This is a genomic window from Paenibacillus sp. FSL R7-0210 (assembly GCF_038009085.1).
GTDB lineage: Bacteria > Bacillota > Bacilli > Paenibacillales > Paenibacillaceae > Paenibacillus_AQ > Paenibacillus_AQ silagei.
The window spans coordinates 5,246,777-5,259,921 of record NZ_JBBPAR010000001.1; the positions used below are offsets into that span (position 1 = coordinate 5,246,777).

The window sequence follows — 13,145 nt, forward strand, 5'->3', positions numbered from 1 at the left end:
TCAGGATGGGCGTTGCTTAGTTCTGTTCTGCTATCCTCTAGGACCACTAATAACAATAACATCCCGGTTATAGCTGCCTGCGGCAAACGCGATGCCTTCCGGCTCCGTCTTGCGGGGCAGCAGCGCTTCAGAGATAATATTGCCGGTATGGTCGAGGTAGCTGGTGACATCGACACTCTTATGATAGAGGCAGATGTCATCCACCCGGTCTTCCATGACGATACGCAGCGAGGTGGCCTCCTGTACGGAGAGTAGTTCCCCATGCTGCCGTACCGGCAGCCGTTCTACACTCACCTGCGGCTTCGCTGTTCCGAACGGAACGGCCAGGGTAACGATGGCTGCGCTTCCGGTCAGGGTAAGGGAACGTTTCATTACCGGATTCCCGCTGTAGTGGCCCTGCTTGAAGATCAGGCCCTGCTCCAGCGTCAGCCGGTCGTCCGCCAGCCCGGAGGGCAGCGGCTTCAGCAGCAGATTGGCCCCCTCCAGCTGCGAGACCACTTCCCCGCTGAGAGAATCGTAAGACGCTGTACCCGGCGGCAGGTGGAAATACTGCTCATAGCGGTGCTGCCCTTCTGCTTGGAACAGGTCCACGATCAGCCAATAGCTGTTCTTAACGAACAGCACCTTGCGGGAGTGAACCACCGGATCTTCGTACCGGGTATATCCGTACTGGCTCGCAAAGGTGTAGTCATACGCCTCATTGAACTGGGTATCCCAGATTCTGCAGTTCGCCGTAGGCGGCGTATTCCAGTGGAAGCTGCGGACATGCTGGTCCTGACCGTCGACAACTACAGTGTTATGGGCACGGGTCGAGACTGTATATTTACGTTCTTTGTTCCACTCGAACAAGCCCATACCTGAATCCGCCAGCAGCTCGCGTCCTCCGGCGTAGAGCACCAGGCTGAGCGCATCGGAATGCGCATGCCCGCCGATCCCGACACCTGCCCGCATCGCCATGTACATATCGTCAGGGCTCCAGCCCTGGCGCGAGGTCACATAACCGCCTGCCGGGAAGCAGGCTGCCGTCTCCGCAGGCTCCACAGCCTTGAGCTGAGCATACTCCGCCGCAGCCTCCGGCCCGATTCTCCACAGCAGGGAGAACGGCAGCCGCTCATGCCCCAGCGCCTTGAAGTCCCCCCGCTGATACAGGAAAGCGCCCAGGCTCATGACATTACGCAGCTCGCTGAGCACCTGAACATCGGTATCGCCGAACTTGACCAGCTGCCCGTCCGGTGCCAGCAGATGCATCGTGACGACATACATCTTCTCCAGCGTCTCCCGGTATTCTCCGGCATCGATGCCGAGCTTCTGGTACAGAACCACCAGTTCATACAGCTCGCGCATGACGATCAGGTGGTAATTCGGACTGCCCTCGAACTGTACCCCGTCGGGGTAGACGTTCTCAAGGATGTATCCCGGCAGCTTACGCCCGGCGTATTCCAGCCATTCGGCGGAATCCTTCAGCTCCGGCAGAAGCAGCGCCGTCTGAGTCAGCCCCCGGAGCTGCATGCAGACATGATTGCCGCCGCTGGCATGGTATTTGCGCACATATTCGCCATGCTGCTGGAAGGACTGAATCAGCTTCAGCTTCACCTCAGGCTCGAAGGCCGGAGAGCCGAAGAAGGTAATGAAGGCTTCCGGCAGCATGAACATCCGCACACCGGCCGAGAGGGGGTCCCAGCTACAATGCTCCGCCCGGAACGTACCATCCACCGGCATAGGGTTATCGTCAATGAAATGACTGATCATATCATTGAAGCATTTGGCGTATTTATCATCCCCGGTCAGCGCGTAGGCTCTGGACAGACGCTTCACATAGACGAACCGGGTCAGATGCAGCTGATACTGCGAGCTGTCGAACAGCCAGCTGTTCCAGTCGTAGCTTCCGTTCCGGAAGAGCACTCTTTTCCCTTTGAACAGGGGGATATCCCCCTCCACAATCCGGTCCGCCTCGGTAATATCCTGCTGCGCCTCCTCCTCTCCGCTGTAATGGCTGGCGGCGTACGCCTTCAGCTTAGGAACATCCTTCACATCAAAGTAGTATCTCCCGTTGTTACCCGCTGCAATGACTTCTAAATAAGCATCCCGTGCACCGGGGACATCGCCTACGTCCAGCTTCGCAGCTACCTCAGCAAGCTCCGGTCTGGTCAAATCCAGCATTGTGCTTAAGAACTCCCCGGCAGCCAGCTGCGGCTTCGTATATGCGGGATTGTGCCGCAGATCTTTATACCCCATAGTCAATTCTATCATCACCTTTATATTCGCGGATCTCTCCGCCTGAGTCTATTCCTTAATCGAACCAAGCATGGCTCCTTTGGCAAAATACTTCTGCAGGAACGGGTACACTATGACGATAGGCAGCATCGCCAGCAGAATGGCCGCATTCTGGACATTGGGTCCAAGGTTGGCCGCAAGTGAAGCATCCACCGCTGCCTCTGCCGAGATATTGGAGGCGCTGATCGCCACCATCTGCCGCAGGAGAGGTTGAATCGGCCAGCGTGTCGTATCATTCAGATAGATAACCGCCGAGAAGAATTCATTCCAGAACTGCACCATGAAGAACAGGGTGAACGTGGCGATAATCGGCTTGGACAGCGGCAGCACGATCGAGTAGAGAATCCTGAATTCCCCCGCCCCGTCTATTCTTGCCGCTTCGTCCAGACTCTCAGGCAGGCTCTGGAAGAACGAGCGGATGACCATGATATTGAAAGCACTGGAGGCTGCCGGAAGCACTACCGCCCAGTAAGAATCGATCAGACCCAGATTTTTGACGACCAGATAGTTCGGAATCATGCCCCCGTGAAAGATCATCGTGAAGAAAATAACCAGCAGCATGATCCGGCGGCCGGGCAGAAATTTCTTCGACAGGGCATAAGCCAGTGTAATCGAGACAAACAAGCTGAGCACCGTGCCCATCGCCGTGATAATGACAGAGTTCTTGACGGAGGTCAGGAACGTATTCGCATTCAGCAGATAGCTGTAGGCGTCCAGTGTCCAGTGCTTGGGCCAGATGAAGAAATTCCCGGCCATCGAATCTCCCGGCGGACTGAACGAGACCGCGATAATATATAGAAAAGGCAGAATAACCAGCAAGCTGATTAAGCAAATCATGACTACAATAATGGTGTCAAACCAGGTTGCCTTAAGCTTCATAACCTCTCCACTCCTGTTCTTGTTCTAGAATATGCCTTCCTCACCCAGCAGCTTCGCCGCATAATTGGCCCCGAGGACCAGGATCAGACTGGCAACGGATTTGAACATGCCTACGGTAATCGCGAAGCTGTAATTGAATTGCTCCAGACCGACATGGTAGACGAACAGATCGAAGACATTGGAGACATCCAGGTTAAGGCTATTGGTCATCAGGAAGATCTGCATGAAGTTGGAGTCCATCGAGGAGCCCAGTCGGAGCAACAGCAGAATCACGATGGTCCCTTTGATGCCGGGGAGGGTGATATGCCAGATGCTCTGCAATCGGCTTGCTCCATCCACCTTGGCTGCTTCATACTGCTCAGGGTTAATCCCCGCCAGTGCCGCCAGGAAGATAATCGTGCCCCAGCCCGCATCCTTCCAGATCGACTGGAAGATGACCAGCGGCCGGAACCATTCGTTGCTGACCAGGAAGTTAGCGCTGCCGTCGAACCATTGGCCGAGGTAATGGTTAATGACGCCCGAAGGCCCGAAGAAGGAAATCGTAATCCCGTAAATCACGACCCAGGAGAGAAAATGGGGCAGATATACGATGGTCTGCGAGACACGCTTGAACACCTTGAGCCGCACTTCATTCAGAAGCAGCGACAGGAGGATCGTGAAGGGAAAATAAATGATCAGATTCAGCAGACTGATCAGCAGCGTATTTTTCAGCAACATATAGAAATCGGAGGTTCCGAAAAACTGTCTGAAATTATCCAGCCCCACCCAGGGACTGTCCATCATGCCCTTGAACGGGCTGTATTCCTTGAAGGCCAGAATGAGTCCTGTCATCGGGATGTAATGAAAGGTGAGAAAGTAGAGAATACCCGGTGCTGCCAGTAAGTAAAAAGGCCATAGCTGATGAAACCGTTTGGGTCGTAAAGCTCTCTGCACAGGCTAAACCTCCTTATCCAAATGGGCAAAAGAAAGGGGAAAGCCCCCTCCTTTGCCTCTGTATATAGTGTTGTTGTATTACTTCGCGGAATGCTCTGCGTTATACTGGTCCTGCAGTTCCTTGGTGATCTGCACGCCCGGACCCTCCGTCCAGGTATCAATCTCCTTCTGCACATCCTCCCAGGCTCCCTCGCCCAGCACATACTTCGTCATTACCGCACTCATTTTCTTATAGCTGTCCGGATTCTTGCTGGCGTACTGTGAGTTGTAGCTGAGGAACGGATTCTCCACCCCGATCTTGCTGATCGTATCGAGAGTTGTCTTTTGCAGCGCCAGGATGTCCGGCTCCTTGGAGTTGGCGTATACATATGGATCTGCACGGTTCTCCAGGATGAAATTGTTCGGCTTATCCAGCTCATACTGCTTCTTCTGCTCCTCGGTCTGCACCGCAACCCCATTCTTGAAATCGCTGGAATGGATGCCGGTGACTCCCGCTTTGGAGAACGCTACATTCTCTTCTGAGGCCGTGAAGTCAAGGAAGTCTACAATCTGCTGCACCTTATCCTCCGGTACGGAGCTTGGAACCGCCCACAGTCCGTAGTACCCGGAGAGTACAGAAGCACCCTTCTGTCCGTTCGCGCCTTCAAGTACATCGACAATCGCGATTTCGGCCTTCGGGTCCGTCTGCTTCAGCTTTTCTACGTTGGTCTCTACAATATCACTGACATTCCCGACAAAAGCACCCGCTGTGCCCGCAAGGAACTTACTCCGCGCCTGCCCCTGGTTCTTCAGTACCGGCGCATCCTTGTCGATCAGGCCCTTGCTCCAGGAATCTCTCAGCCACTCCAGGAAGGCCTTGTATTCAGGCGTCTGGAAATCACGGACCACGTTGTCGCCGTCCAGCTTCCACACATTTGGAATGCCAAAGGCATACTGGATCGGGAGGACACCCGAGAACGGCCCGGGGCTATTCACACCGTCTGAACCGTAGATCGTGAACGGGATGGTTTTGCCGCCGCCCGCCGGGTCCTTCTCCTTGAACACCGCAAGCGCATTCGTCAGCTCGTCCATCGTCTTCGGAACTGGCAGATTATACTTATCCAGCCAGTCCTTGCGGATCAGAATATTGGCTTCGCCTCCGCCGTACAGACCGCGCGGCCGGGGAATCCCGTACGATTTGCCGTCAATCTTGGCACCATTCCAGACCACCTCATCAATCTGGCTGATATTCTTGGTCTTCGCAAGGTAAGGGGTCAGGTCATGAAAAGCGCCCATTTTCACCAGGTTGTTGAATTTATCGTCCTTGCCGCCATCCATCAGCAGCAGATCATAGGAATCTCCGGCCGATACCGCCACAGAGAGCTTGTCCGTATAGGCTTCGGATGGCACGAAGGTTACGTTCAGATCTACATTGCCGCGCTTCTCCAGATCCTCCAGCGCCTTGTTGTTCGTCATCTCCGGCGGATTGCCGAAAAGAATGGTCATGGCCTTGATGCTGGCCTGCTTGCTAGCCGCACCGCTTGGTGTACTGCCTTCCGGTGCCGCTGTGCTGCCTGCCGCTGAATTATTACCGCTGCCGCAGCCCGCCAGTGTAGTTACCATCAACGCCGCCGAAGCTACAAGTGGTACAAGCTTTTTTGTAATATTCATTGTCATCCCCCATTTGCTTGTATTGATTGCGTTTACATCGTGCTTACACTTTGGATTATAGAAGACGCCGGAGCTTAAGAACATGCCGGATTCCAGCCAAAGTGTCACCATTTTTAAGATTTGCCGGTCCGCAGGTATCTCCATGTCCGCCAATGTACTATAATCTGTTTAGGATAGCCTGCCCGGTATCCGTAGTCCAAAACCCTTAACGGATGTGACTCTATGAATTCACCCTTTTTCAGCTTTTTGCGGCGGAGCTTCTATATTAAGATGATTGTCGTCATGTTCGCCATCTCGGTGGTTCCGCTGATTGTGCTGTCCTTCATTTCTGTAAGCGTATCCAGCACGACGGTGGAGCAGCAGGTGAACCGCCTGAATGCCCAGCTCGTCAATCAGGTCGTGGACCGGATTGAATTAACCATGACCCGGCTGCGGGAGCTCAGCGAGCAATATTCGCGGATCTCGTCCATTCAGAGCGCGCTGGTATCGCCTTCGGCCCAATATTTTGAAGAGGTGGTCCGCAAAAAGGATCTGATCTCCGTGCTCAGCGGCGCCTCCGCCATCATCGGGAATGTGGAGGGCCTACAGGTCTATTCCGCCGTTACAGGAGAGGTCCTCTCCTCCACGGAAGCCCCGGCCATGCTGGAGGAGTCCCCATACCGGCCGCTGATTGAAGCGTATCTGGCTTCGGGACGGCCGAATCTTTTTCTGGACAAGCATTCGCTGCCTGAGCTGGCTATTCTGAATTCGTCTACCTATTATATCTCACGCGTTCCCTTCGACTTATATAAGGACCTGAAGGGCGTGCTGCTGATCTCCATGAATAATAGCCAATACCAGCAGCAGATTGAGAATATTCAGCTTGGGAGCGAGGGCTCTATCTCCCTGCTGACGGAAGACGGCCTGACCATTGCCACGACCAGCAAGCTGGAGAAGCAGGCGGATAAGCAGCGGGTTCAGGAGATTCTGAGGCGCTGGAAGGAGCTGAAGCGCCCGGATCAGTTCGCGGCAGGCTCCTCTATTGTCTCTGTCAAGCAGACCTCCACCTACGACAAGTGGATCGTGCTCTCGGAGATTCCGTCCAAGGAGCTGACGGCCAGCGCCGAGATTATCCGCCGGACGGTCACTTATTTTCTGCTCATTCTGGTCTGTCTGGGGGCGCTCTGTGTGGTCGGCTTCGGGTATCAGCTCTACCGGCCTCTACAGGCTGTGAAGCGGCAGGTCGATGCTCTGAAAAAAGGGAATTTCGATGCCAGGGTCACCCATTTCGCCAATAATGAAATCGGGGATCTGGGCCGGATGCTCAATACCATGGCTGTCCGCATACAGGATCTGCTGGCAGACCTGCATGATTCGGAGGATCTGAAGCGCAAGCTGGAGATCCGGGCGCTGCAGTCGCAGATCAACCCCCATTTCATGTACAATACCCTCAATACGATCCGTATGTTCGCCATGATGAAGGATTATGAGAAGATCAACTCCCTGATGGGAAGGCTGGTGGCCTTGCTGCGGTATTCCATGGAGAATTTCGAGCAGACGGTACAGCTCCAGCAGGAGCTTGATTATCTGGCGGATTATGTCGGGCTGCTAAATATGCGCTACAAATGCCAGATCCATCTGGAGGCTGAGATTGAGGAGCCGCTGCGGGGCATGATGATTCCGAAGCTGGGTCTGCAGCCGCTGATTGAGAACTCCGTGTTCCACGGCATTCTCCCGCGTAAGGCACCGGAAGGGCATATCCGTGTGCGCGTATACAGAAGTCCCGGCGGGAGCCATATTATTGTACAAGTCGAGGACGACGGGAACGGTCTGGAAGAGGCTGAGCTGAGGAAGCTGCAGCTCCATCTCCAGCAGGAAGAGTCTGCCGAGAACATCGGACTGCAGAATGTATGGATGCGTATGAAGCTGCTGTTCGGGGCGGAGACACAGATCCTGCTCACCAGCGCTCCGGGCGAAGGCTTGACCATCCGCATGCTGCTGCCGTCCGGGAACGTTCTGATTAAGGAGGAACATCATGAATCACTATAGAGTTGTCCTTGTGGAGGACGAGATTCCGGCAAGAACGGTTTTCCGGCATTTCATTGAGGAGCGTGCAGATCTGTTCACCCTTGTCGGCGAAGCCGAGGATGGCCGGGACGGGCTGGAGCTGTTCCTGAAGCATAAGCCGGAGCTGATTGTTACCGACATTACAATGCCGGGCATGAACGGGCTGGAGATGCTGCGCGAGATCGAACGGAGCGGGGCACCTGCCCCTCAGATCATTATCCTGACCTGTCATCAGGATTTCCACTATGCCCAGCAGGCCATTCATCTGAAGGCGGCTTCCTACCTGATTAAGGATGACTGCCTCTCCGATCCGGGCCTGTTGACCCGGACGATGGAGGAGCTGGCAGTCCTGGCGGATTCACGCGGCGAGACGAGAGACAATTATCTGCAGTTGGAGCAGCAGGTCCGCCTGAGCGAAGTCGAGATCGAGCAGAGCCTGTTCCTCGACATGCTGCGCAGCCCGGCGGCTGAAGCCAAATGGCTGCGCAGTCTTGCGGACTCGCAGCTCCCGCTTCACGGCCAGGGCTTCATGACCCTGCTTGTGGAGCTGGACCGCAACTCCCTGCGCTTCCCGATCGACCAGCTGGAGGAGCTGAAGCTGTGGCAATTCGCCGGGGTGAACGTGCTGAAGGAGCTGCTCGGCAGCATAGGCCCGCATAAGGTTATCGCCCTCGACAAAGGGCGGTTCCTTGCCCTGTATACCGACAGCTTCAAGACGGAGAGACCCCGCTTCCTGGAGCAGGTGCTGGAATCCCTGGCCGCGAATCTCCGGATGAGCTGCATCGCCCTGCTGTGCAGCTTCGAACAGGGACTGGAGGACCGGCCGGAGGCACTGAAGCGGCTGGCTTCGGCGCCGTATCCGTTCTTTTACCGCTGCAATGAGCTTATCGGCATTAGGGAGTGGGGGCAACTCTCCAGCTTCCAGCGGATTCCTGAGCCGCAGAGCCGCTTCTGGAGCAAGGTGCTGAAGAAAGCGCTGCTGGAGCCGCATCTCAGCACGGCAGCTCTGGAGCAGGAGCGGGTGTCCCTGCACCGTCAGGCGATGGAGCAAGCCTGGGACCCGGAGCAGATCAAGTCCCTATATCTGCGAGTCTTTCTGGATATGAGCCATAACGTTATTGGGGCGGAAGGCGGGGCGGATCTCGAAGCAGAGCTGCGTGTACAAATCGAGCTGTGCCAGACATTCAACGCTGTACATGAGATCACCTGCGATCATTTCCGCAAGCTTCAGCAGCTTCAGGAGGGCGGCCGGAAGATCGATGCCTCCATCACACGTATCATTCAACAGATGCGCGAAGATCTCAGCTATCCCTACAAGCTGGAGGAGCTGGCCGCTTCGATCAATTACAGCGTGCCCTACTTCAGCTCCATGTTCAAGAAGGCCGTCGGCGAGAGCTTTGTCCAATACCTGACCCGCCTGCGGATCGAACAGGCCAAGCTGCTGCTGCTCACCACCGACCACAAAACCTTCGAAATCTCCGAATCCATCGGCTTCGAGAATTACCGGTCCTTCAACCGGATCTTCAAGAAGGAGACCGGCGTCTCCCCCTCGGATTACCGCCGGCAGGGGACACAAAGTATATAAATTCAGAAACAGCAGCATGGCCTACGCGCGCTCCCGGTCCCATGTGGTCGGTTTTTCGATTACATTTTGCCTACGCGCCCGCGCAACGCCGATTGTGGTCGGTTTTTCGATTGTATCCGGTTTACCGCAAAAAGCCCCCGCCTTCACCGGAAATTCCGGTGAGGACGGGGGTTACCCTTGTTAAGCTAAGCCGTCAGGTACGGCGGTTCACGAACATCAGCATAAGTGCGGAGATGACAATGATTGAGCCGACCCACATCCAGGCCAGCGTCATATTGCCGCCATCCACCGCTACATAGATCGCGGTAGGCACGGTCTGGGTGCGTCCCGGAATATTGCCCGCCACCATAATCGTTGCCCCGAACTCGCCCAGCCCGCGGGCGAAGCCGAGGACATAACCGGCAGCCAGTGAACGCCCGGCCAGCGGCAGGGTCACATAGCGCAGCACCTGAAGCTCGCTGGCTCCCTGCGCCCTCGCTGCATCCTCAAGGTCCTTCTCTACCCCTTCGAAGCCTGCCTTGACCGTGCGGTATACCAGCGGAAAAGCAACCACAACAGCGGCAATGACTGCCGCCCCCCAGGTGAACAGAATCGTTTGCTCCGTGAACTGTTCATACAGCCTCCCGATCCAGCTCCGCCGTCCGAGGATCACCAGCAGGACGAAGCCGACCACGGTTGGCGGCAGCACCAGCGGCAGCAGCAGGACCGTTTCGACCAGGCTGTGTCCGAAGAACCGGCGTCCCGCCATCTTCCGGGCAGCCAGTGTGGCCAGCAGGAACACGATCATACTGGTTAATACCGCAATCTTGATGGACAGCCAGACCGGGGCGAAAAAGTCGGTCCAATTGATCTCCATCTCTTTTCACCCTATCTAATAGAAGTTACTTATTTCGCCAATTGAAACCCGTAGCCAGTAAAGACCGAGCTGGCAGCAGTTGTCTGTACATAGCTATAGAAGGCTTTGGCCTCCGCCTGATGCTTCGAATCCTTAACAATGCCCACCGGATAGTTAATCGCCTTGTGTACATGGCCGCCCACCGTCAGGGCGATCTTCACCTTCTTCGAGGTTAACGCGTCCGTCTTGTAGACGAACCCGGCATCTGCATTGCCTGTCTCCACATAAGACAACACCTGACGGACATCCTTAGCGAAGACCAGCTTGCTTTGCAGCGTATCCCATACCTTCTTCGCGGTCAAGGACTGCTGAGCGTATTGTCCGGCTGGTACCGATTCCGGCTGGCCTACGGCTACCTTTTTGAAGGCTGGAGCGGTAAGGTCAGTAATGGTTGTAAGCTTCGTGTTCGAATCGGAAGGCACAACGACGACCAATTGATTCTTCAGCAGCGCCTTGTGGTCTGCAATCAGCCCTTTATCCACCAGCGCGTTCATCTGCTTATCGCCTGCCGAGAAGAACAAGTCGGCCGGTGCTCCCTGCTCAATCTGCTTCTGCAGCGTACCTGAGGCGCCATAATTGAACACCAGCTTAATCTCAGGATGCTGCTTCTCATACTGCACAGCAATCTTGTCCAGACTATCCTGCAGACTCGCTGCTGCGGAGACAATAATCTCCGTCTTCTTCACTGCCGCCTCAACATCTCCTGCTGAACCCGCCGACACGCCCGCCACCATAAGCAGCACCAACAATCCCGCTAACCACTTCTTCAGCACACTCCATACCTCCCAATCCCTATTCTTTATTTTGATCATATTCTAGCAAGTTAAATCGAATTATACAATGCATTTGATTATGTTTGTATATGTTTAGTTATAATTAGTATCAAAACACCCCCACAAAGTGCAGCTTTAGCTTCGATGATGACTCAGGTACTTTGCGGGGACCCCAAAACATATAAATCCTAACAAAATAGGGACTCCCCTAATCCATACAACAAAAAAACCCCGCCCTATGTATATGGAAGAGGCCTGTTCTAAGGCTATTCGCAATAAACTTCTCACAGTTCCAGTTATTCGACCTTGAAAGCAACCTTGAAGCTTCCCTTGGCATCTTCCCCCTTGATTTCAATCCGGTATTTCCCGTCTTTCCCGGCTTCCACCTTCTCGGTACCTGATTCATTGGTTGCCAGTTCAGTAAGCACCTCATTATCCGGCCCGTATAACTTTATGGACAGCTGGCCCTTTTCCACCTTGGATTTGTAATCGATGCTGATCGTTTCGCCGCTTTTCATGCTCAGCTTCTTCTCCTCTGTGCCCGTAAAAAGCTTGTAGGAGCCACTAAACATGCACAGAATCTAACATAAAAAGTTAGAAGATAATTATTACTAATAATGGATAAAAAAAGATATGTTTGCTCTAGTGTACAAAAAGAAAAAGCCCTAATGTAGAGAGTGTAGGCAGGTTACCCATCACTCTCCACAAAAGGAGCTCAACCATGGGTAACATAACAAAAAATTCAGTTTTACGCAAGTGTTTGCAGCGTCTAGCGTTCCATTCTTTTCGTTGTCCATTCGAAGATCATTATTCAAAAAAACTTACCGTCGGAGCTACCGTTACCCTTTTTGTAGAAGCCCAGTTCCAGCAGAGACGCTTTCTTCCCGACATTGTACTCAACCTGCAAACCAATTCGGAACTTCAAGACCTTATTGAAATCTCTACCATCCATGAGTCATCCTTGAATCGCAAGCTGGATGCCATTCCGCTTGCTTATCTGGAGTGGTTGTTTACGGAGCTCGTCCGGGAATTAAAAGTACGTAAAGCAGAAGCCAAGGGGATTCAACATTTTGGGAAATTGACTCCCGTCGATTCAACGAGCATATCCCTACCGAAAGTGCTGGGGGACTGGGCGTTTTATCAAAGCAAAACAAAGGGTGTCAAAATGCATGTCCGGCTGCTTTCTGTGGAGGCCGGATGTCATTTCCCGGATGAAATTGTGCTTTCCACCATCGGCGTGTCGGATCAGCAAGCGGTCAAACGTCTCGTGATTCCCGCAGAAACCACATATATTTTCGACCGTGGCTACGTGAATTACGGGAACTTCAGAGAATGGTCAGAGAGCGAAGGAGCGCTGCTATTTGTCGCCCGGCTACGTGCAAAAACAAAGTATACCGTGCAGGCCGAACGTCCAGTTTCTAGCCACAGCCCTATTTCCCGGGATGCGGACGTAGAGATTTTAGACAAAACGTCAGGTCAAACCTTTCACGTTCGCCTTGTGCAGTTTCAAGATCAGCAAGGGAAAGTCTACGAGGTGATTACGAATCGTCAGGATCTTTCCGCTGAAGATATCGGTGAAATCTATCGCTGCCGCTGGCAAATCGAGTTGTTTTTCAAATGGATCAAGCAGCATCTGGCGACCATACATTTTCACAATCATCATCCGCATGCCGTATGGGTGCAGTGTTACATCGCCATCATTACGGCACTGATCTGCCAGCTCATACATCTGGAGATCCAGACCTCCCAGAGTGTATGGAATATGCTGAGGATGATGAGATATTATGCCAGGGAAGACTGGGAAGACTTTATTAAAGCGCTGAATCGTGAGCCCACCCGCTCTTCGAAAGGGCGACAGAAGGTTCCAAAGCTTGAAGAGCCTCATGCACAAACGAAAGAGAAACGAGCGACGGTAAAGATCATTTTGGCATAACAAACACTAAATACCTTTATTTGGTAACTGAAGTCTACACTTTAAGTCTTGTCTCTCTTTTTTTTCATTGAGTCTGAAAAACGAACTGTAAAATTATTACTTTTGATGGATTGAGTTCATATGTCAGATTTTAAGCATGTGTAGTGTGTAGGAGCCGCTTATTTTGCTCTTTGTGCT

General features: G+C 53.6%; 10 protein-coding genes. 3 read left to right on the forward strand and 7 right to left on the reverse strand.

Annotated elements, in window-relative coordinates; genetic code table 11:
* Positions 1-30: 30 nt before the first annotated feature.
* The 4 genes from MKY64_RS22185 to MKY64_RS22200 all read right to left on the reverse strand — a co-directional run bounded on the left by MKY64_RS22185 (position 31) and on the right by MKY64_RS22200 (position 5,736).
* Positions 31-2,235 (reverse strand): alginate lyase family protein, encoded by a 2,205-nt coding sequence (locus MKY64_RS22185; protein WP_340958146.1) that lies wholly within the window; start codon positions 2,233-2,235, stop codon positions 31-33.
* Positions 2,236-2,283: 48 nt separating this feature from the next.
* Positions 2,284-3,153, reverse strand: coding sequence for a carbohydrate ABC transporter permease (locus MKY64_RS22190; RefSeq protein ID WP_036723143.1), 870 nt, complete (start codon positions 3,151-3,153; stop codon positions 2,284-2,286).
* Between the two features lie 24 nt (positions 3,154-3,177).
* Complete coding sequence (locus MKY64_RS22195; protein ID WP_036723142.1) at positions 3,178-4,086, reverse strand: ABC transporter permease; 909 nt, start codon at positions 4,084-4,086, stop codon at positions 3,178-3,180.
* 78 nt (positions 4,087-4,164) lie between these two features.
* Positions 4,165-5,736: an extracellular solute-binding protein gene (locus MKY64_RS22200; RefSeq protein WP_339312952.1), complete on the reverse strand. Its 1,572-nt coding sequence runs from the start codon at positions 5,734-5,736 to the stop codon at positions 4,165-4,167.
* 222 nt (positions 5,737-5,958) lie between these two features.
* Here MKY64_RS22200 and MKY64_RS22205 point away from each other — a divergent pair, with 222 nt between their 5' ends.
* A complete protein-coding gene (locus tag MKY64_RS22205; protein WP_339312951.1) occupies positions 5,959-7,764 on the forward strand; it encodes a sensor histidine kinase in 1,806 nt (601 codons plus the stop codon).
* Positions 7,751-9,367: a helix-turn-helix domain-containing protein gene (locus MKY64_RS22210; protein WP_339312950.1), complete on the forward strand. Its 1,617-nt coding sequence runs from the start codon at positions 7,751-7,753 to the stop codon at positions 9,365-9,367. Before MKY64_RS22205 ends, MKY64_RS22210 begins: the two co-directional genes overlap by 14 nt.
* A 193-nt stretch (positions 9,368-9,560) precedes the next feature.
* On the opposite strand, the gene modB is transcribed toward MKY64_RS22210, so the two are convergent.
* From modB to MKY64_RS22225, 3 genes are all read right to left on the reverse strand, one after another.
* Entirely contained in the window at positions 9,561-10,223 is a 663-nt protein-coding gene (gene modB / locus MKY64_RS22215; RefSeq protein WP_036723137.1) for a molybdate ABC transporter permease subunit, read from the reverse strand.
* Between the two features lie 29 nt (positions 10,224-10,252).
* Complete coding sequence (gene modA / locus MKY64_RS22220; RefSeq protein WP_340958148.1) at positions 10,253-10,996, reverse strand: molybdate ABC transporter substrate-binding protein; 744 nt, start codon at positions 10,994-10,996, stop codon at positions 10,253-10,255.
* 335 nt (positions 10,997-11,331) lie between these two features.
* Positions 11,332-11,553: a hypothetical protein gene (locus MKY64_RS22225; RefSeq protein ID WP_340955758.1), complete on the reverse strand. Its 222-nt coding sequence runs from the start codon at positions 11,551-11,553 to the stop codon at positions 11,332-11,334.
* 203 nt (positions 11,554-11,756) lie between these two features.
* Here MKY64_RS22225 and MKY64_RS22230 point away from each other — a divergent pair, with 203 nt between their 5' ends.
* Positions 11,757-12,968 (forward strand): IS4 family transposase, encoded by a 1,212-nt coding sequence (locus MKY64_RS22230; protein ID WP_340955761.1) that lies wholly within the window; start codon positions 11,757-11,759, stop codon positions 12,966-12,968.
* Positions 12,969-13,145 lie beyond the last annotated feature (177 nt).